General features: G+C 66.5%; 18 protein-coding genes and 1 tRNA gene. 9 read left to right on the forward strand and 10 right to left on the reverse strand.

The window, feature by feature from the left end:
• The first annotated feature begins 280 nt into the window (after positions 1-280).
• Both SH584_RS06075 and SH584_RS06080 read left to right on the forward strand, forming a co-directional pair.
• Positions 281-2,572, forward strand: a complete 2,292-nt coding sequence (locus SH584_RS06075; protein WP_324809365.1) for a bifunctional salicylyl-CoA 5-hydroxylase/oxidoreductase — start codon at positions 281-283, stop codon at positions 2,570-2,572.
• 49 nt (positions 2,573-2,621) lie between these two features.
• A complete protein-coding gene (locus SH584_RS06080; RefSeq protein ID WP_324809367.1) occupies positions 2,622-3,731 on the forward strand; it encodes a glycosyltransferase in 1,110 nt (369 codons plus the stop codon).
• A gap of 39 nt (positions 3,732-3,770) precedes the next feature.
• Here SH584_RS06080 and SH584_RS06085 read toward each other — a convergent pair.
• Positions 3,771-3,860: transfer RNA gene (locus SH584_RS06085), tRNA-Ser, on the reverse strand.
• Positions 3,861-4,003: 143 nt separating this feature from the next.
• Here SH584_RS06085 and SH584_RS06090 point away from each other — a divergent pair.
• Positions 4,004-4,762 carry a Crp/Fnr family transcriptional regulator gene (locus tag SH584_RS06090; protein WP_324809369.1) on the forward strand — a complete coding sequence of 253 codons (759 nt, stop codon included), beginning with the start codon at positions 4,004-4,006 and terminating at the stop codon, positions 4,760-4,762.
• Here the strand turns inward: SH584_RS06090 and pyrC are convergent.
• Positions 4,759-5,796, reverse strand: a complete 1,038-nt coding sequence (gene pyrC / locus SH584_RS06095; RefSeq protein ID WP_324809371.1) for a dihydroorotase — start codon at positions 5,794-5,796, stop codon at positions 4,759-4,761. The two genes, SH584_RS06090 and pyrC, sit on opposite strands and share 4 nt — an antisense overlap.
• Positions 5,797-5,847: 51 nt before the next feature.
• On the opposite strand from pyrC, the gene ygfZ reads away from it, so the two are divergent.
• Positions 5,848-6,540 carry a CAF17-like 4Fe-4S cluster assembly/insertion protein YgfZ gene (gene ygfZ / locus SH584_RS06100; protein WP_324809373.1) on the forward strand — a complete coding sequence of 231 codons (693 nt, stop codon included), beginning with the start codon at positions 5,848-5,850 and terminating at the stop codon, positions 6,538-6,540.
• Positions 6,533-8,515, forward strand: a complete 1,983-nt coding sequence (locus tag SH584_RS06105; RefSeq protein ID WP_324809375.1) for a TonB-dependent receptor — start codon at positions 6,533-6,535, stop codon at positions 8,513-8,515. The genes ygfZ and SH584_RS06105 overlap by 8 nt, the downstream gene beginning before the upstream one ends.
• Here SH584_RS06105 and SH584_RS06110 read toward each other — a convergent pair.
• The 3 genes from SH584_RS06110 to SH584_RS06120 all read right to left on the reverse strand — a co-directional run bounded on the left by SH584_RS06110 (position 8,501) and on the right by SH584_RS06120 (position 12,531).
• Positions 8,501-8,767: a CBU_0592 family membrane protein gene (locus SH584_RS06110; RefSeq protein WP_324809377.1), complete on the reverse strand. Its 267-nt coding sequence runs from the start codon at positions 8,765-8,767 to the stop codon at positions 8,501-8,503. The genes SH584_RS06105 and SH584_RS06110 overlap by 15 nt on opposite strands.
• Positions 8,764-11,439 carry an aconitate hydratase AcnA gene (acnA, locus tag SH584_RS06115; RefSeq protein ID WP_324809379.1) on the reverse strand — a complete coding sequence of 892 codons (2,676 nt, stop codon included), beginning with the start codon at positions 11,437-11,439 and terminating at the stop codon, positions 8,764-8,766. The genes SH584_RS06110 and acnA overlap by 4 nt, the downstream gene beginning before the upstream one ends.
• Positions 11,440-11,556: 117 nt before the next feature.
• Positions 11,557-12,531, reverse strand: a complete 975-nt coding sequence (locus SH584_RS06120; protein ID WP_324809381.1) for a magnesium transporter CorA family protein — start codon at positions 12,529-12,531, stop codon at positions 11,557-11,559.
• A gap of 65 nt (positions 12,532-12,596) precedes the next feature.
• Here SH584_RS06120 and SH584_RS06125 point away from each other — a divergent pair, with 65 nt between their 5' ends.
• A complete protein-coding gene (locus tag SH584_RS06125) occupies positions 12,597-13,160 on the forward strand; it encodes a DUF2585 family protein (RefSeq protein WP_324809383.1) in 564 nt (187 codons plus the stop codon).
• On the opposite strand, the gene SH584_RS06130 is transcribed toward SH584_RS06125, so the two are convergent.
• From SH584_RS06130 to SH584_RS06140, 3 genes are all read right to left on the reverse strand, one after another.
• Positions 13,157-13,687, reverse strand: a complete 531-nt coding sequence (locus SH584_RS06130) for a DUF4142 domain-containing protein (protein WP_324809385.1) — start codon at positions 13,685-13,687, stop codon at positions 13,157-13,159. The genes SH584_RS06125 and SH584_RS06130 overlap by 4 nt on opposite strands.
• Positions 13,684-15,078 carry a class II fumarate hydratase gene (gene fumC / locus SH584_RS06135; protein WP_324809387.1) on the reverse strand — a complete coding sequence of 465 codons (1,395 nt, stop codon included), beginning with the start codon at positions 15,076-15,078 and terminating at the stop codon, positions 13,684-13,686. The genes SH584_RS06130 and fumC overlap by 4 nt, the downstream gene beginning before the upstream one ends.
• Before the next feature lie 129 nt (positions 15,079-15,207).
• Complete coding sequence (locus SH584_RS06140) at positions 15,208-15,690, reverse strand: SspB family protein (RefSeq protein WP_324809388.1); 483 nt, start codon at positions 15,688-15,690, stop codon at positions 15,208-15,210.
• A 54-nt stretch (positions 15,691-15,744) separates the two neighbouring features.
• On the opposite strand from SH584_RS06140, the gene SH584_RS06145 reads away from it, so the two are divergent.
• Positions 15,745-16,122, forward strand: coding sequence for an HIT domain-containing protein (locus tag SH584_RS06145; protein WP_324809389.1), 378 nt, complete (start codon positions 15,745-15,747; stop codon positions 16,120-16,122).
• 88 nt (positions 16,123-16,210) lie between these two features.
• Positions 16,211-17,788, forward strand: a complete 1,578-nt coding sequence (locus tag SH584_RS06150) for an amino acid permease (RefSeq protein ID WP_324809391.1) — start codon at positions 16,211-16,213, stop codon at positions 17,786-17,788.
• 69 nt (positions 17,789-17,857) lie between these two features.
• Here SH584_RS06150 and SH584_RS06155 read toward each other — a convergent pair whose 3' ends face one another.
• On the reverse strand, positions 17,858-18,853 hold the full coding sequence (locus SH584_RS06155; protein ID WP_324809393.1) for an adenosine kinase: 996 nt from the start codon (positions 18,851-18,853) through the stop codon (positions 17,858-17,860).
• A 98-nt stretch (positions 18,854-18,951) separates the two neighbouring features.
• On the opposite strand from SH584_RS06155, the gene SH584_RS06160 reads away from it, so the two are divergent.
• Positions 18,952-19,296, forward strand: coding sequence for a hypothetical protein (locus SH584_RS06160; protein WP_324809395.1), 345 nt, complete (start codon positions 18,952-18,954; stop codon positions 19,294-19,296).
• Here SH584_RS06160 and queG read toward each other — a convergent pair.
• On the reverse strand, positions 19,284-20,321 hold the full coding sequence (gene queG / locus SH584_RS06165) for a tRNA epoxyqueuosine(34) reductase QueG (RefSeq protein ID WP_324809397.1): 1,038 nt from the start codon (positions 20,319-20,321) through the stop codon (positions 19,284-19,286). The genes SH584_RS06160 and queG overlap by 13 nt on opposite strands.
• Positions 20,322-20,339 lie beyond the last annotated feature (18 nt).

Raw genomic sequence — 20,339 nt, forward strand, 5'->3', positions numbered from 1 at the left:
TAGAATCGGGATTTTCGACAAGGTCGTATCGATTCACGCGATAGCTTCGACAGTTATCAGGAATTTAACGGCGGACATGTCCGTCTGTGTCGTGGACTCGGCGCGCGAACTTCGGACTCGCCCGCCGGAGTCAAAATTTGCCAATCGTCCCACTTTGGGAAGAATCGCGACACTTGCCCGTCGGCCGACCCGGTCATTGCGGCCGCGACTCGGAAAAGTGCCGCGCGGGGATGCAAGGGGCTGCTCGCCACGCTAGCGATGGTTACCAAGGAGCGCGTGAATGAAGATTGCCTGCATCGGTGGCGGCCCGGCCGGCCTCAACTTCGCCATTTCGATGAAACGGCGCGATCCCTCGGCTGAAGTCCACGTGTTCGAACGCAATGCGGAGGGCGTGACCTTCGGATGGGGCGTCGTCTTCTCCGACCAGACGGTCGAAAACCTGCTCGCCAACGATCCAGTCTCGGGGCAGGCGATTTCCGACGAATTCGCCCATTGGGACGATATTGAGGTCCACGTCCACAGCGAGTGTGTCCGCTCGTCCGGACACGGCTTCATCGGCATCGGCCGCAAGCGTCTGCTCGAAATCCTTGCCGCCCGAGCGCGCGAGTTAGGCGCGGTCCTCCATTATGAGCACGATTGCCCCGCCGCGCTCGACGCGTGGGGCGATTACGACCTCGTCATCGCCGCCGACGGCATCAACAGCCGCATCCGCGATGCCTACGCCGACCAGTTCGGCATCGACGTCGACGAGCGCGCCAACCGCTTCATCTGGCTCGGCACGCCGAAGGTGTTCGACGCCTTCACCTTCGCCTTCGTCGAGACCCCGGCGGGCTGGGTGTGGGCGCACGCCTATCGCTTCGCCGACGATTGCTCGACCTTCATCGTCGAATGCGCGCCCGACACGTGGGCCGCGCTCGGCTTCGACACGATGGACCAGGCCGAAACGATCGCGGCCTGCGAGGAATTGTTCGCCGACTATCTGGACGGCCAGCCGCTGCTCAGCAACGCCGCGCACCTGCGCGGTTCGGCCGCATGGCTGACCTTCCGCCGGATCCTGTGCGAGCGCTGGCATCACGACAAGATCGTGCTGATCGGCGACGCCGCGCACAGCGCGCATTTCTCGATCGGATCGGGCACCAAGCTGGCGCTGGAAGATGCGATCAAGCTTGCCGAGGTCCTCTGCCGCCCGGGACTGTCACGCGCCGACGCACTGGCCGAGTTCCATTCCGAGCGGTCGGTTGAAGTGCTCAAGCTTCAGAACAGCGCGCGCAATTCAACCGAATGGTTCGAAACCGTCGGCCGCTATCTCGCCTTCGAACCGTGGCAGTTCGCTTACTCGCTGCTCACCCGGTCGCAGCGGATCAGCCACGAGAATCTGCGGCTGCGCGATCCCGACTGGCTCGACCGCGCCGAGCGCCAGTTTTGGCTGACCGCGACCGGCGCGGAGAAGTCGGCCCCGCCGATGTTCGCTCCGTTCAAGTTGCGCGACCTCACGCTTCCCAACCGCATCGTCGTCTCGCCGATGGCGACCTATTCGGCCGAGGGCGGCACGCCGAACGACTTCCACCTCGTGCATTATGGGGCCCGCGCGGAAGGTGGCGCGGGCCTTGTCTTCACGGAAATGACCTGCGTCTCCGAGACCGGACGGATCACGCCGGGTTGCACCGGCATGTATATGCCCGACCATGTGCTCGCATGGCGGCGCGTGACCGACTTGGTCCATCGCCACAGCGCATCGAAAATCTGCCTCCAACTCGGCCATTCGGGCGGCAAGGGGTCGACCCAGCTTGGGTGGCAGACGATGGACGCGCCCCTGACCGAGGGAAACTGGCCGCTGCTGGCCGCCTCCGCCGTCGCGTGGAGCGAGGGCAACGCCACGCCGACCCCGATGACCCGCGCCGACATGGACGAGGTCCGCGACCAGTTCGTCGCCGCGACCCGAATGGCGATCGACGCGGGCTTCGACATGGTCGAGCTTCACGCCGCGCACGGCTACCTGCTGTCCAGCTTCATCACCCCGCTCACCAACCATCGCACCGACGAATATGGCGGCAGCCTCGACAATCGCCTGCGCTTCCCGCTCGAGGTGTTCGAGGCGATGCGCGCGGTATGGCCGTCCGACCGGCCGATGTCGGTCCGCATCTCCGCCACCGACTGGGCCGGTGACAAGGGCGTTACGCCCGACGAGGCGGTCCTCATTGCTCAGGCCTTTTCGCGCGCCGGCGCCGACCTGATCGACGTCAGCGCGGGGCAGACCTGGGTCGATGCAAAGCCGGTCTATGGTCGCCTGTTCCAGACTCCCTTTTCCGACAAGATTCGCAACGAAGGACGCCTAGCGACGATGGCGGTCGGCAACATCACCGACCCCGACCAGGCCAATGCGATCCTCACCGCCGGCCGCGCCGACCTCGTCGCGCTCGGCCGCCCGCACCTCGTCGACCCGATGTGGACGCTGCGCGCCGCCGCCGCGGCGGGATACCGCGACCAGTTCGTGCCGCCGCAATACCTCAACGGCATGAGCCAACTCGCCCGCACCCTGCAGCGCGAAGCCGCGGCGGCGCTGCGGGCTTGACGCCAAACCTATGCTTCCGCTTCCTCAACCCAGCACCTATTGGGGCGCGGTGAGCACGCAGCCGCCATCAGCAGACAAGGACGACCGGCGTCTGACGCTGCTTCTCCCCGACCTTGGCGGCGGCGGGGCCGAACGTGTCGCCGTCACGCTCGCCAACGCCTTTATGCGCCAAGGCCATGACGTCGACGTCGTGATCATGCGGCCGGGCGGCGTGCTCCGCGACCTGCTCGATCCGGCCATCCGCGTCGTTGATCTCGACGCGCCGCGCATCCGTGACGTGCCGCGCCGCTTCGCCGCCTATCTCAAGCAGGCCAGGCCGCATGCGGTGCTTGTGTTCATGTGGCCGCTGACGGTGGCCGCCGTACTCGCCCGCTCCATTGCCCGGACCCCGACACGCCTCGTGCTCAGCGAACACAGCATCCTCAGTCACGAGTATCAGGGCAAGGGCGTGCAGCGCCTGCTGCGCTGGACGATCCACGCTTTCTACGGACGGGCGCAGGCACGGGCGACCATCTCCGAAGGCTCGGCTAAGGACCTCGCCCACCTCAGCGGCCTCGGACGCGACGCGTTCGAAGTCGTCGGCAATCCGCTCGACCTTCCCGACCTGCCGCTCCGCCGATCGAGCGAGGTCGACGCGCTATGGGGATGCCCGCCCGGCGCGCGCATCCTCACCATCGGGAGCATGAAGCCCGAGAAGAACCACCCAGACTTGGTCCGCAGCCTCGCGCTGCTCCCCAACGCTCGCCTGATGATCGTCGGCGACGGCCAGGGCCGACCTCACCTAGAAGCCTTAGCCAAAGAGCTTGGCGTATCCGATCGCCTCATCATGCCTGGCTTCCGCATCGACCCATGGCCCTTCCTGGCGTCGGCCGACGTGTTCGCGCTCTCCAGCCGCTACGAGGGCTTCGGACTGGTGCTGGTCGAAGCGCTCCACGCCGGCTTGCGCATCGTCAGCACTGACTGCCCCTTTGGACCGCGCGAGATCCTGGCGGACGGCAAATATGGAAAGCTCGTCCCGGTGGGCGACGAACAGGCGATAGCCGCCGCACTAACCCAAGCGCTCGCCGAACAGCCCAACCCCGACCGGCAACGCGCCCGCGCGCAGGAAACCGCCGGCAGCACGTCGAGCGACCGTTATCTTCAACTGATGCTGAGTTAATTTGTAGGCAGCGACGGCAGGCGCCGACCCAGTCGGCAGTGGCGGAGACGGAGGGATTCGAACCCTCGATACAGTTTCCCGTATGACGCTTTAGCAAAGCGTTGGTTTCAGCCACTCACCCACGTCTCCGGGAACTGGCGTCGGCGGCGGGCTTTAGCGAACAGGTCGCAGCCGTTCAACCGCCCAAAGCAACGAAACGCGTCCGAAAGCATTTTACTGGCCGAGGCAACGCGACTCTCCTACGCGTCGCCCATCTGCAACGAGGTGACGTGGTGAGAGAGACGGTCCGGCCCGCCGGGGACGATTCCCTGTTGATGACGATGGCGGGCAATCGGCTGCTCGCGACCTTTCCGACCGACCTTCGGGACACGCTCCACGATTCCGTCGAGCAATTGTCGCTCGAGGTCGGCGATTCGGTGCTTCGCCGCGGCGAGGATGTCAGCCACTCGGTGTTCCCGCTCGGCCGCACGACCGTGTCGCTGATGATCGACCTCCAGGACGGCCGCTCGGTCGAGGTGGCGACGATCGGCAGCGAGGGCGCAGTCGGCGGCATCGTGAGCTGTGGCCACGCTCCCGCTTTCTCTCGCGGCGAAGTAATGGTCGGCGGCGCGGCGCTCCGCGTATCGAAGCAACTGATCGAAGAAGCGAAGCAGCAGTCGCCGCACCTTCGCAACCTGTTCTGCCGCTATGCCGACTATCTCCTTGCGCAGATCATGCAGACGGTAGCCTGCAACAGCTTCCATCCGATCGAGGCCCGCGCCGCGCGCTGGCTGCTGACCGCACAGGATCGCGCCGGTGATCGGCTCGACCTGACGCAGGAGGCACTCGCCGGACTGCTCGGGGTGCAGCGCACCTCGGTCAACGCCGCCGCCAAGCAGCTTCAGGACGAAGGACTGATCTCGACCCGTCGCGGCGTTATCGAACTGCTCGACCGCGAGGGGCTGGAGGCGCGCGCCTGCGAATGCCATGCGCGGGTCGAACAATTCTTCGGCGAGATCATCGGCAAGCGCGGAACCGGTCGCGACGCCTAGGGCGCGACCGACCAGTCGAGCGTTTCCCCGGCCAGGAACGGCACCACGGCCAGTTCGCCCTCGCCGATGCGCGCCGGAACCGTCGCCGGTGTGCGGGTCAGGGTGATCGACCCCTCGTTGACCGGAAGCCCGTAAAAGGCCGGGCCATGCAGGCTGGCGAAGCCTTCCAGCCGGTCGATCGCGCCTTCTTCGTCGAATATCCTCGCATAGGCTTCGATCGCGAAGGGCGCGTTGAACAGCCCTGCGCATCCGCACGCGCTTTCCTTTGCGCCGACATTATGCGGCGCAGTGTCGGTGCCGAGAAAGAATTTGGGCGATCCGCTCACCGCCGCCTGCCGCACCGCCAGCCGGTGCTCCTCCCGCTTCACCACCGGCAGGCAATAGGCGTGCGGCCGAAGCCCACCGGCGAACAAGGCGTTACGATTGAGCAGCGCGTGTTGCGGCGTGATCGTCGCCGCGACGGTCGCGGGCGCGTCGGCGACGAACTGCGCCGCGTCGCGCGTCGTGATGTGCTCGAACACGATCTTCAGCGCCGGAAAGTCACGAACGATTCCCGTCAGCACGCGGTCGATGAACACTGCCTCGCGGTCGAAGATGTCGACGTCGCCATTGGTGACCTCGCCATGGACCAGCAGCGGCATGCCGATCGCTTCCATCCGCGCCAGCACTGCAGAGACGCGGGCGATGTCGGTTACACCATGCGACGAATTGGTCGTCGCCCCCGCCGGGTACAGCTTGGCGGCGACCCACGCGCCTTCGGCATGACCCCGCGCCAGTTCGTCGGGATCGCTTTCGTCAGTGAGGTAGGCGGTCATCAGCGGGGTAAAGTCGTGCCCCGCCGTCGCTTCGAAGATGCGCGAACGATAGGCAGCGGCGGCGGCCACGGTCGTCACCGGCGGCGACAGGTTCGGCATCACGATCGCCCGCGCGAACGTCCGCGCGGTATAGGGCGCGACCTGCGCCAGCATCGCGCCATCGCGAAAATGCACATGCCAGTCGTCCGGTCGACGAATGGTGATGCTTTGCTGGCCCAATTCCCACGCTCCGCTCTTTGTTTTGACGGGCCCAGCCCCTAACTCATCGCAATGGACGCCACCACCCTCCCCGACCGCGCCGTGGTCCGCCTGACGGGGGAAGAGGTTCGCTCCTTCCTTCAGGGCCTCGTTACCGCCGACGTTTCCGGTGCGCTTCCGGTCTGGGGCGGCCTGCTCAGCCCGCAGGGCAAATGCCTGTTCGATTTCATCGTGTGGGCCGACGGCGACGACGTGCTGCTCGATTGCGAAGCCGCGGCAGCCGACGATCTGGTCAAGCGCCTTTCGATCTACCGCCTCCGCCGCGCGATCACGATCGCCAGGGACGCGACGCTCGCGGTCCACTGGAGCCGCGATGGCGACGCCCCGCTCGATCCCCGGCTTGCCGCGCTCGGCCATCGCTGGCTTGCTCCCGCCACCGCGCCCGCCGGCGGCTGGCTCGCGCATCGCCTGTCACTCGGGGTATGCGAGGGCCGCGCCGAACTTGGCGACTTGCTCTGGCTCGAATGCAACGCCGACGAACTTCACGGCGTCAGCTTCACCAAGGGCTGCTTCGTCGGCCAGGAAAATACCGCGCGAATGAATTGGCGGTCGAAGGTCAATCGCCGGCTGTTCGTGCTTCCAGTCGGTGCCGCACCCGACGCGCGCGTCCGCGTCCGCTATCCCGAGGTTGGACTGGAGGTCGCGCACCTGCGCATTGACGAGGTCCCCGAGACGGCGATCCGGCCGGAGTGGATGGATGGTTGACGTCGCGGTCGCGGTCCAACCGACCGAACAGATCGTCATCGTCACCGGACGCGGGCTGCAAAGCAACGATTCGCCCGCCGCGCGCGGAACGCTCGATCGCCGCGATCTCGACCGCGCCGCGTCGGGCCGGATCGACGACGTTCTCCGCAACGTTGCCGGGCTTGCCGCCTTCCGCCGCTCGGATTCGCGCTCGGCACATCCCACCAGCCAAGGGCTGACCCTGCGCGGTCTTGGTGGCAACGCCGCCAGCCGGGTTTCGCTTCTCCTAGACGGCGTCCCGCAGGCCGATCCGTTCGGCGGCTGGATCGCGGTCGCCGCGCTCGACCCGCACGGCCTCGACCAAATCCGGTTTCGCCGCGGCGGCGGGATCGACGCGCTCGCGGGCAGCCTCGACATCGACAGCCGCACGCCCGACGCCACCGACATCGACCTGTCGCTGTCGGCAGGAAGCCGCGCCTCACTCGACGGCCGGCTGTTCACCGGCACGCGCTGGTCGTCGGGCTTCGTCAGCCTCTCGGCCAGCGGATCGCGCACCGATGGCTTCGTGCCCATCGTCTCCGCCGATCGCGGGGCAGCGGACCAGCGCGCCCCGACCAGCCAAGCGTCGGGTCGCGTCCGCCTCGTGCAATCGATCGGCTCGAAGGTCGAAGCGCAGGCCAATCTGGCGCGCTATGCCGACACGCGTACGCGCGGCACAGACTTTAGCGACAATCGCCAGCGCGGCACCGACGCCTCGCTTCGGCTGGTCGGCAGCGGCCCGAGCCGCTGGTCGGCGCTCGCCTACGTCCAGGACCGCACCTTCGACAGCCAGTTCGCGGCGGTCGCCGCCGGGCGCGGCTCGGCCAGCCTCACGCTCGACCAGCGCGTCCCCGCCACCGGCTGGGGCGCCCGCGCCGAAATCGCGCCCGCGTTCGGGAACATCACGACCCGGATCGGCGCCGAGTGGCGGCGGGTCTCCGGCGAAACCGACGAGGCCTTCCGCTTCATGGCCAGTGCGCCGACACGTCTGCGCGAAGCAGGCGGGCGCAACGATGTCGCCGGCCTGTTCGGCGGGCTTGGCTGGCGCGGCGGCGGATGGACTCTGGGCGTCGAGGCGCGCGCCGATCGCTGGCGGATGGCGGATGGCCGGCTCACCGAAACCGACCTCGCCGGGACGTTCTTGCTCGACGACCGCTTCGCCGACCGCAGCGGATGGCAAGGGTCGGGACGACTGTCCGCGGGCAAGGAATTGGGCGGCGACATCGCGTTCCGCGCCGCCATCACGCGCGGATGGCGCCTGCCGACGCTCAACGAACTCTACCGCCCCTTCCGCGCCGGCACCGATGCCACCGCCGCCAATCCGGAACTCGATCCGGAAACCTCGCGGGGTGTCGAGGCGGGCATCGACTACACGCCGCGCGGCGCGCGCCTGTCGGCCACCCTGTTCGCCAACCGCCTGCGCGGCGCAATCGCCAACGTCAGCCTCGGTTCGGGACCCGGCAATTTTCCAGGGGTCGGCTTCGTGGCCGCGGGCGGCGCCTATCGCCAGCGCCAGAACATCGACGCGATCCGCAGCCGCGGGCTGGAAATCGACGGCGACTGGCAGCGCGGCCCGTGGCGCGTTACCGGCAGCTACGCGTTCACCGACGCGCGCATGCGAAGCGACGGCGTCGCCGCCGCGCTCGACGGCCGCCGCCCGGCACAGGTCGCCAAGCATTCCGCGTCGGCATCGCTCGGTTGGGAAAGTGGCCGGACCGCGTTTGCCACCACCGCGCGCTTTGTCGGCCGACAGTTCGAGGACGACAACAACGACCGCAGCCTGCCCGCGGCGCTCACCTTCGACGGTCTTGCGCGCGTCGGCCTGTCGCGGCGCCTCTCCGTCGAGGCGCGTGTCGAAAATTTGCTCGACCGACAGGTGCTGGCAACCGTCGGCGGCGACGGCACCCGCGAACGAGCGCAGCCGCGCACCCTGTGGGTCGGCTTACGCCTTCGCTGAGTCCGACCGCCGCGAGTAGATGCGGGCCAGCGCGACCGCGCCGATCCCGACCCAGATGACATTCAGGATCGCCGACGGCCACGCGCCGTTCCAGCTCGAATTAGCGATGAAGCCCGCCGCCCCGAACACGTTCAGCGCCTGGTAAACCGGGCTCTTCGCATTGAGCCGACCCGCGGTCAGCAGGAAGTAGCTGGCCAGGATCAGGATCGCCCCGATCCACCCGACCACTTCCATCAACAGGTCGAGCGTCATGCCGCCAGGTTTCGAAGCACGTACTGAAGAATCCCGCCCGAACGATAATATTCAAGCTCGTTGAACGTATCGATCCGGCAGCGCGCGGTGATGGTCAGCGTCTCGCCATTGGCGCGAGTCACCTCGACCGACACGTCCTGCCGCGGCTGGATGTCGGCAACCCCGGCGATGGAGAAGGTCTCGGTCCCGTCGAGCGAGTAGGTCGCCGCGCTTTCCCCGTCCGCGAACTGCAGCGGGAGTACGCCCATGCCGACCAAGTTCGACCGGTGGATCCGCTCGAAGCTTTCCGCGATGACCGCGCGAACGCCGAGCAGGATGGTCCCCTTCGCCGCCCAATCGCGCGACGATCCGGTGCCATATTCCTTGCCCGCCAGCACAACCAGCGGCGTGCCCGCCTCTTGGTACGCCATCGCTGCGTCGTAGATCGGCACGACATTGCCGTCGGGACCGCGCGTCATGCCACCCTCGACGCCGTCGAGCATGCGGTTGCGAATGCGGATGTTGGCGAAAGTGCCGCGCATCATCACCTGATGATTGCCGCGCCGCGCGCCGTAGCTGTTATATTCGCTGCGGGGCACCTGATGTTCGCTGAGGTAGCTGCCCGCCGGGCTGTCGACCTTGATCGATCCCGCCGGCGAAATGTGGTCGGTGGTGATCGAATCGCCGAACAGCGCCAGTGCCCGCGCACCGTCGATGTCAGTCAGCGGCTTGGGCGTCATCGTCATGCCCTCGAAATAGGGCGGGTTCTGGATGTAGGTTGACGAAGCCGGCCAAGCATAGGTGTCGCCGCCGCTGACCGCGATCCCCCGCCAGCGCTCGTCGCCATGGTAGACGTCGGCATAGCGAGCGCGGAACATGTCCGAATGCACGTGCGCGTCGATCAGCGCGCGCACCTCGTCGTTGGTCGGCCACACGTCCTTCAGGAAGACGTCGTTGCCTTCGCGGTCCTGGCCGAGCGGCGTCTTGTTCATGTCCTTCGTCACCGTCCCGGCAAGCGCATAAGCGACGACCAGTGGTGGCGAAGCGAGGTAGTTGGCGCGGCAGTCGGGCGACACGCGCCCTTCGAAGTTGCGGTTGCCCGACAGCACCGACGCGACGACCAGGTCATGGTCGGCGATGGTCGAGCTCAGTGCGGGCGCGAGCGGCCCCGAATTGCCGATGCAGGTGGTGCAACCATATCCGACCAGGTTGAACCCGATCGCGTTGAGGTCCTCGCTCAGCCCTGCGGCATCGAGATAGTCGGTCACGACCTGGCTTCCGGGCGCCAGGCTGGTCTTGACCCACGGCTTGCTGTCGAGGCCAAGCGCACGCGCCTTGCGCGCGACGAGGCCGGCGGCGACCAGCACCGACGGGTTCGACGTGTTGGTGCAGCTGGTGATCGCGGCGATCATCACGTCGCCATGGCCAAGGTCGAAATCCTCGCCCCCGACCGCGACGCGCTTCTCGTCCGACTTCTTGTAGGTGCTCTCCAGCTCGGCATTGAACAGCTCGTCGACGTCCGACAGTCGGACGCGGTCCTGCGGGCGCTTCGGCCCGGCCAGGCTCGGCTCGACGCCCGACATGTCGAGTTCGAGCGTGTCGGTGAACAGCGGCTCAGGCGATGAGGCGTCGCGCCACATGCCCTGCGCCTTGGCGTAGGCGCGGACCAGTTCGATGCGGTCGTCCTCGCGGCCGGTGAGCTTGAGATAGTCGATCGTGCGCTCGTCAATCGGGAAGAAGCCGCAGGTCGCACCATATTCGGGCGCCATGTTGGCGATCGTCGCGCGGTCGGCGAGGCTGAGCGCGTCGAGACCGGGGCCGTAGAACTCGACGAAGCGCCCGACGACGCCCTTGGCGCGAAGCATCTGCGTCACCGTCAGCACCAGGTCGGTGGCGGTGATGCCTTCCTTCAGTTCGCCCGACAGGCGGAACCCGACGACTTCAGGGATCAGCATGCTGACCGGCTGGCCGAGCATCGCGGCCTCGGCCTCGATCCCGCCGACGCCCCAGCCGAGCACGCCAAGGCCGTTGACCATCGTCGTGTGGCTGTCGGTGCCGACCAGCGTGTCGGGATAGGCGACCGTCTCGCCGTTCTGGTCATCGCTGGTCCACACCGTCTGCGCGATATTCTCCAGGTTGACCTGGTGGCAGATGCCCGTGCCCGGCGGCACGACCTTGAAATTGTCGAAGCTCTGGCTGCCCCACTTGAGGAACTCGTAGCGCTCGGCGTTGCGCTGATATTCCAGAGCGACGTTATCCTCGAACGCGCGAGGGGTTCCGAATTCGTCGACCATGACGCTGTGGTCGATCACGAGGTGGACCGGGACCTGCGGATTGATCTTCTGCGCGTCGCCGCCCAGTGACTTCATCGCGTCGCGCATCGCGGCAAGGTCGACCACAGCAGGAACGCCGGTGAAATCCTGCATCAGTACGCGCGCCGGGCGATACTGGATCTCGCGGTTGATGCGGCGATCCTTCAGCCAGTCGGCCATCGCCTTCAGATCATCATGGGTAACGGTGACCCCGTCCTCGAAGCGCAGGAGGTTCTCCAGCAGCACCTTCATCGAGTACGGCAGGCGCGACACGTCGCCGAGCGCGGCGGCGGCCTTTTCAAGGCTGTAATAGGCGTAGGTCTTGCCCCCGGCCTCCAGCGTCGAGCGGGTGTTGAGGCTGTCCTGGCCGGTCGGGATCATTCGTCGTTTCCTCTTGGATCATGCGTCGCGGATTGAAGCCGCGGCAAGGCGGCGGCGATTGGCCGCGCCCCTAGCAAGAATGACCGGCGATGACAAAGGCTGCGGGCGGCCGCGCCGCTACAGCCAGCCCTTGCGGCGGGCGATCATGAATGGGATCACCGCGCTGGCGACAATCGCGATCAGCGCCATCGGATAGCCGAACAACCATTTTAGTTCGGGCATATGTTCGAAATTCATGCCGTAGATGCCCGCGATCAGCGTCGGCGGCATGAACACGACGGCGAACACCGAAAAGATCTTCATCACCAGATTCTGCTCAAGGCTGATCATCCCCAGCGCGGCGTCGAGCAGGAAGGTCAGATTGTCGGCCAGGAAGTCGCTGTGATCGTCGAGCGCGCGGGCATCCGCAATCAGGCTCTGCAGGTGCCGCATCTGCGCGCTATTCTCGCCGATCGTCTCGCAGGCGTTGAGGAAGCCGAGCATCCGGCTGGTGCTGACCGAGCTTTCGCGGGTCCGCGCCAACAGCCGCTGGATTTCGCCAATGCGCAGCATCAGCGCCTCGTAGCGAAGCTCGGGGCTGCGGCGCTCCGACCGGGCTCGTCGGTCGAAGATATGGTTCGACACCGCCTCGACCTCGCGCCCTACGCGCTCGAACTCGTCCGCCAGCCGGTCGACCAGCGCGTCGAGCAGGCGGATCAGAACCGTCAGCGGCTTCTGGGTCAGATCGGGATCGGAGTAAGCGTGATCGGCGAAGGCGATGAACGGCTTCGGGTCGATATAGCGCAGTGTCACCAGATGCGTGTCGGACAGGATGAAGCTGATCGGGTCGGTCGACGGCTTACCCTCTTCGACCCCATAGAGCACTGACGCGGTCATGAAGATCACGCCATTCTTTTCATAGAGTCGGCTCGACGGCTCGATCTCCAGCATTTCCTCGCGCGTCGGGATGTTGGTGCCGATCAGCTTCTCGGCGACCTTTTCCTCTTCGTGGGTCGGCTCCAGCAAGTCGATCCACACCGCCTTGTCGAGGCCAGTCGCTTCGCGCGCATGGACCGGGCAGGCGGGACAATCGGGGCCGAACATTCGAAGCATGGCGGCGATGACTGCGGCACGCGGAGCCGCTTGGCAAGCATCGCGGCGCGCACTAGCCTTGCGTCATGGGGGCCATGTTCGCCCGGCCGCGGCCGGCGCTTTCACTGATCGTCGTGCTCGGCGTCACGCTCGCGATCCTGCTTGGCATGGAGCGCCCGCCGATCTGCGATTGCGGGTCGGTTGCATTGTGGGGCCGCGTCGGCCCTGAACAAAGCCAGATGATCGCCGACTGGTATAGCGCCAGCCACGTCGTCCACGGCTTCCTCTTCTACGCCGCACTCCACCTCGTCGCACGCCGCTGGAGCGTCGAGCGCCGCTTCGTCGTCGCGCTGCTGGTCGAGGCGGCATGGGAGATCGCCGAAAACACGCCGATGGTCATCGACCGCTACCGCGAGGCGACAATTGCACTTGGCTACAGCGGCGACAGCATCGTAAACAGCTTGAGCGACATCGTCATGATGGCGATCGGCTTCCTCGCCGCGCGTAAATTGCCACTGTGGGCAAGCGTGCTGATCGTCGTGCTGCTCGAACTGGTGCCGCTGTTCATGATCCGCGACAATCTGGTGCTCAACGTGTGGATGCTGCTCGCGCCCAACGACGCACTCAGGGCATGGCAGGCCAGCGCCTAGAGCGCGCCGATCGTCGCCAGCTGATCCGCCGAGACGCCGGCCGAGAATCGCGCCACCGGGCGAAGCGTCGCGCTGTCGCCGCGGTCGGCATAGGCCTGATGATAGCGTCGCGCGAAGCTCAGCATCCGTGACACCTCGACCTTGTAGAGCGCGTCGATGTCGCCGCGCTCGATCCGCGCGAGCCGTGTTGCATCGCCCGACACCAGCTGCCCGTCGGGAAGCAGGTTGATGCGCCGTCCTGCCAGCGACAGCTGCGCGCTGGTGCCTTCGAACGCCTGTGCCAGCCGCTCGCCATGCGCGCGCACGGCAGGATTGCGTCCGCGCGTCGCGGCGGCGCGACCCGCCGCAATCATGAAACGGTCGAGAGAGGTCGCCCGCGCCACATAGGCGCGCGCGTTCGGGATCCCCGCGGCCGGTTGGGTCACCCCCGTCGGCGGAACCGGTCGGGTCGGGGCCGGACGCTGCGTCTGGCACGCGGACAGCGCCGTTCCAAGCAGCGCGATCGCGGCGATCCGGCGGGCGATCACCGGCCGAGCATCGCGTCGGGCTTGACCACCCGGTCGAAGGTCTCGGCATCGACCAGCCCCAGCTCGAGGCCCGCTTCCTTCAGCGTCAGCCCCTTCTTGTGGGCGTGCTTGGCGATGCTCGCGGCATTGTCGTAGCCGATCTCGGGAGCCAGCGCGGTCACCAGCATCAGCGACTTGTTCATCAGGTCGGCGATGCGCGTCTCGTCGGCGGTCATTCCCTCGACGCAGCGCTCGGCGAAACTGACCATCCCAGTCGCGAGCAGGTCGATCGAGCGGAGCACGTTGGCGCCGATCATCGGTTTGAATACGTTGAGCTCCAGGTGTCCCTGGAGCCCGCCGACGGTCACCGCGACGTGATTGCCCATCACCTGCGCCGCGACCATCGTCAGCATCTCGCACTGGGTCGGGTTGACCTTGCCCGGCATGATCGAGCTGCCCGGCTCATTCTCGGGAAGCTGCAGCTCGCCGAACCCACAGCGCGGACCCGATCCCAGCAGACGAATGTCGTTGGCGATCTTGGTCAGCGCCACCGCCAGCGTGTTGAGCGTGCCCGACAGGTGGACCAGCGCATCGTTCGACGCCAGCGCCTCGAACTTGTTCGGCGCGGTCTCGAACGGCAGCTGGGTCAGGTTGGCGATTTCCTTGGCGAAGGCCTCGGCAAACCCCTTGGGCGCGTTCAACCCGGTGCCGACCGCAGTACCGCCCTGTGCCAGCTTGAAGACTCCGTGCAGCGCGCCCTCGATCCGCTTGCGGCTGGTGTAGAGCTGCGCGGCATAGCCGGAGAATTCCTGCCCGAGCGTCAGCGGCGTCGCGTCCTGAAGGTGGGTCCGGCCGATCTTGACGATATGGTCCCACGCCTCGGCCTTCGCGCCGATCGCCTTGAACAGCGTGTCGAGCGCCGGGAGCAGCTGGCGGCTGACCGCCTTCGCCGCGGCGATGTGCAGCGCGGTCGGGAAGCTGTCGTTCGATGACTGGCCCTTGTTGACGTGGTCGTTGGGGTGGACCGGCTCCTTGCCGCCCTTGCTTCCGGCGAGCTGCTCGTTGGCGCGGCCGGCAATGACCTCGTTCGCGTTCATGTTCGACTGAGTGCCCGACCCGGTCTGCCAGATTACCAGCGGGAACTGGTCGTCCAGATCACCCCGCGCGACCTCGCCCGCCGCCTGCTGGATCGCCTCGGCCAGCGCGGGATCGAGCCCGCCGATCCGTGCATTGACGCGCGCCGCGGCCTGTTTGACGTACCCCAGCGCGTGGACAATCTCGACCGGCATGCGCTCGCGGTTGTTGAAGGGGAAGTTGCCAATCGACCGCTCCGTCTGCGCGCCCCAATAACTGTCACCGGGGACCTGGATTGGTCCAAAGCTGTCGGTTTCGGTGCGGGTGGTGTTGGCCATTTTATGAAGCGCCCTGACGAGTGGATATTGGCCGAGGCCACTAACCAGCAGTGCGCGATGAGTCGAGCGCAAGCACGAGGCGCGGCGGCGAGTGACGTGCTCGTCATGCCCCCGGCATGGCTGCGCGCGTCACTTCTTCCGGGTGAAGTCCACGCTGACGACGTTCGATCCGTCCTCGATCGGCTCGGCGAGGGGGACGTCGTTCTGGGCCGGATCATGCTCCTCATGCCCATCCGGCGCGCCTTCGGCCTGAAACTTGAGGCTGAAGTCGACCGCGGGATCCACGAAGTCGGTAACCGCCGCAAACGGGATGACCAGGGTCGAGGGGATTCCGCCGAATGACAGGCCGACCGAGAACTGATCGTCCTCGACCTTCAGGTCCCAATAGCGATGCTGGATGACGATCGTCATCTCGTCGGGAAAGCGTTCGGACAGATGCTTGGGGATCGAGACGCCCGGCATCTGGGTCTTGAAGGTGATGTAGAAGTGATGCGAGCCGGGCAATCCGCCGGTCCGCTCGATTTCGTGAAGCACCCTGCCGACCACGGCGCGCAGCGCTTCCTGAACGATCTCATCGTAGGGAATCAGGGACTCAGGCGCATCGTCGGTCATGATTTTTCGTGGTAGCGAGCGCTCCCACAGCGTCAAGCGGAGTCGCCTTTTTCAATGCCCATCGATGCCAATCAGCCTTACGACGACAGCAATATCTTCGCCCGGATCCTTCGCGGCGAGCTTTCCGCAAACAGGGTGATGGAGAGCGAGCACAGCCTCGCCTTCCACGACATCGCCCCGCTCGCCCCGGTTCATGTCCTCGTCATTCCCAAGGGCGCTTACGTCAGCTGGGACGATTTCTCCGCCAAGGCCAGCGAGGCCGAGATCGTCGATTTCACACGGACCATCGGCGAGGTGGCGCGCAGCGTCGGCGCCGATACCAAGGGGTATCGCTTGCTGTCTAACGTCGGCCAGCGCGGCGGACAGGAAGTGCCGCATCTCCACGTGCACATTTTTGGCGGACAACCGCTTGGGCGGATGCTGGCGACATAAGGGATTGCCCTCCCCGTCCGAGTCGCTAGGCTCCGCGCCCATAAGAAGGCCGGACTACGGCCGGACAAGATTATCCAAGGGGATCCACATGATATTCGGCCGCGTCAAACCGATCGACGCCATCCTGGCGACGGCGGAGCGCAAGTCGCTTCACCGCTCGCTCGGCGCACTCCAGCTCACCCTGTTCGGCATCGGCTGCATCATCGGCACGGGTATCTTCGTGCTGACCGCCGCCGGCGCGCAGAAGGCCGGTCCCGGCCTTATGCTCGCCTTCGTCATCGCCGGGCTGGTCTGCATCGTCGCCGCGCTCTGCTACGCGGAAATCGCGTCGATGCTTCCGGTCGCGGGTTCGGCCTACACCTACAGCTATGCCACGATGGGCGAATTCCTCGCCTGGACGGTCGGCTGGGCGCTGGTCCTCGAATATGCCATCGCCGCCTCCGCGGTGTCGGTCGGCTGGTCGGGCTATTTCAGTGGGACTATCCTCAACGAATTCTTCGGATATTCCCTACCAACCGCGCTTAGCGCCGGGCCGTTGGCCCTGGGCGGCGTCGAAGGCGGGCTGATCAACCTTCCCGCGCTCGTCATCGCGCTGCTGATCACCTGGTTGCTGATGATCGGCACCAAGGAATCGGCGGTGTTCAACTCGATCCTCGTCGCGATCAAGATCACCGCGCTGACGATCTTCATCTTCCTGACCCTCCCCAAGGCAACCGCCGCCAACTTCAACCCCTTCCTTCCCGCCGGCGTGTTCGGTGGCTTCGGATCGGGCGTCGGCGCGGTCGGCGCGGCGGCGACGATCTTCTTCGCCTACGTCGGCTTCGACGCGGTTTCGACCGCGGCCGAAGAGACCAAGAACCCACAACGCAACGTGCCGATCGGCCTGGTCGGCAGCCTGTTGATCTGCACCATTTTCTACATCCTGGTCGCGGCGGGTGCGATCGGCACCATCGGCGGTCAGCCGATCATGGGGCCGAACGGCGTTCCCTTCCCGGCGGGTTCGGAAGCGCTGGCGGTGCAGTGCGCCATGCCGCAATATGCCGACGCACTGGTCTGCTCGAACGAAGCGCTGGCACACGTCCTTCGCCAGATTGGCTTCTCGACGGTCGGTAACGCCCTTGGCATCGCCGCCTTCCTGGCGCTGCCGTCGGTCATCCTGATCCTGCTGTTCGGCCAGACCCGCATCTTCTTCGTCATGGCGCGCGACGGCCTGCTTCCCGAGAAGCTCGCTGCCGTTCACCCGAAGTGGAAGACGCCGTACGTCGTCACCGCGCTGACGGGCATCGTCGTCGCCATCGCGGCGGCGTTTCTGCCGGTCGGCCAGCTCGCCGACATCGCCAATGCGGGCACGCTCTACGCCTTCATGATGGTGGCGATCGCGGTGATGATTCTGCGCAAGTCGGATCCCAATCGCGTCCGCAGCTTCCGCACTCCGGCGCTGTGGCTGATCGGGCCGCTGACCATCGCGGGCTGCATCTTCCTGTTCCTCAACCTGCCGTTCGAGGCGATGATGGTCCTGCCGATCTGGACCGCGATCGGCTTCATCGTCTACTTCGGTTACAGTCGCAGCCATAGCCATCTGGGCCAAGGCCGCGTCGAGGTTCACGAAGGCGAGATCGACGAGCTTGCGCCGCATATCCCGGGGATCGACGAACCCCGCGGCTAAGACATCGGCTCAACAAAAAAGGGGCGGTCCGGACAAACCGGGCCGCCCCTTTTGTTTGGGTCGAAAGGATCAGGCGAGGATGTCGCCGGCCAGCGCCTTGAGGTCGGCTTCGGGTCGCGCGCCATAGTGCTGGATCACTTCGGCGGCGGCGATCGCGCCAAGCTTGAGCGAGGCTTCGAGGCCAAGGCCGCGCGCCTGTCCGGCGAGGAAGCCCGCCGCGAACAGGTCGCCCGCGCCGGTGGTGTCGACCAGCCGCTCGATCGGCTCGGCGGGGACCGACGCGCGCTCGTCACCCGCGATGGCGACCGCGCCCTGTTCGCTGCGCGTGACGACCAGCAGCGGCACCTTGGCCGCGACCGCATCGACCGCCGCGTCGAAGCCGTCCTCGCCCGCCAGCTCGACGATCTCCGCCTCGTTGGCGAAGAGGATGTCGATCTTGGCTTCGTCGATCAGTCGGAGGAAGTCGGCGCGGTGACGCGAGATGCAGAAGCTGTCCGACAGGGTGAAGGCGACCTTGCGACCGGCGGCGTGGGCGGCGTCGATCGCAGCCTCCATCGCGGCGCGCGGTTCGGCCGGGTCCCACAGATAACCTTCGAGGTAGACGATGCCGGCATCGGCGACCGTGCCGAGATCGACGTCCTTCGACTGCAGCATCTGCGCCGCGCCGAGAAAGGTGTTCATCGTCCGCTGCGCATCCGGAGTGACGAGGATCAGGCAGCGCGCAGTCGCGCCGACGTCGTCACGCTGCGGCACGAGGAAGTCGATGCCCTGCGCTTCGATGTCGTGGCGGTAGATCTGGCCGAGCTGGTCGGTCGCGACCTGGCCGATGAAGGCGGTGCGGATGCCGAGCGCGGCGAGGCCTGCCGCAGTGTTGCCCGCCGACCCGCCGCTGACTTCGCGGCCCGGGTTCATCTCGCCATAGAGACGGACAGCCTCGGCCTCGTCGATCAGCCGCATCGAGCCCTTGTCGAGCCCTTGGGCACCAAGGAAATCGTCGGTGGAATCGGCGATCACGTCGACGATCGCATTGCCGATGCACAGCACGTCGAACCGGGGATTGGTCATGAAGTTGATCCTGTCGGAAAAAGAAGCCGGGCGCCTAGCCGCCCCCGTTGAGCGCTGCAAGCTTGCGCGGTCGCGGCGGCGCCGCCACAACGCCACTCATGCGTTTCATCCTGCCGGCTTTCGCCATCTTGCTTCTCGCCGCGTGCGGAGGCCCGCCGCCCCCGATCAACATCCCTGCCCCCGTCGAGGAAGCGCCCGAGCGCGGCGACCTGATCGGGCTTGACGCCAACGGACTGGTCCAGCGGTTCGGGACACCGCGGCTGCAGGTGAAAGAAGGCGTTGGCACCAAGTTTCAATTCACCAGCCCGGCCTGCATTCTCGACGCCTATCTCTACTCGTCAGGCACGTCCGGCGTGGCGCGGGTGACGCATGTCGACACCCGCAACCGCGCCGGCAACGACATCGACCAGGGCAATTGCATCGCCGCGCTTCAGGCGCGCTGAAGCCGCTCGACCGCCCAGTGCGCGGCGTCGGCGACGACCGGGTCGTCGCTGGCGAGGTGCGGAGTCACCACCTCGACCAACCCCGTGTCGCCGCTATTCCCCGCCGCGATCAGGCAATTGCGGGTCATTCGCGCCACCCCGATCCGCTTGATCGGCGAGCCTGAAAACATCTCGCGGAAAGAGGCGTCGTCGAGCTTGAGCAAGTCCGCCAGCGCGGGCGCGACCAGTTCGGCGCGGGGGTGGAAGGCGATGTTCGCCTGCGCCTGTTCAGCAAAGCGGTTCCACGGGCACACCGCCAGGCAATCGTCGCAGCCGTAGATGCGGTTCCCCATCGCTTCGCGAAATTCGTGCGGGATCGGCCCGGGATACTCGATCGTCAGGTAGGAGATGCATTTGCGAGCATCAACCTGATGCGGGGCGACGATCGCGCCGGTCGGGCAGGCAACTATGCAGCGCGTGCAGCTTCCGCAATGCTCGGCCGCCGGCGCGTCGGGTTCGAGGTCGAGGTCGGTGTAGATCACGCCGAGGAACAACCAGTTGCCGTGCGTGCGGCTAAGCAGGTTGCTGTGCTTGCCCTGCCAGCCGATTCCTGCCGCGGCCGACAGCGGTTTCTCCATCACCGGCGCCGTATCGACGAACACCTTCAGGTTCGCGCCAGCCTCCTCGGCCAGCCAGCGGCCCATCGCCTTGAGCGCCTTCTTCACCACCTTGTGATAGTCGGCGCCCTGCGCATAGACCGAAATGCGGCCGCGATCGGTGATCTCTGCCAGCGCCATCGGGTCGGTCGCGGGCGCGTAGCTCATCGCCAGCGCGATGACCGAACGCGCGTCGGGCCACAGGCCTTGCGGGCTGGCGCGCTGTTCGGCGCGGGCCTCCATCCAGCCCATCTCGCCATGCTTGCCGTCGGCCAGCCACTGATGGAGCCGCTCGCCGGCCTCGGGCGCCGCATCGGCGCGCGCAATTCCGCAAGTGACGAACCCCAGTTCGTGCGCCTTGTCGAAAATCCGCTGCTTCAGGCTTGCCATGGCCCGGGCAGCATTTAC

The sequence above is a fragment of the Sphingomonas sp. LY29 genome (assembly GCF_035593985.1).
Lineage (GTDB): Bacteria > Pseudomonadota > Alphaproteobacteria > Sphingomonadales > Sphingomonadaceae > Sphingomicrobium.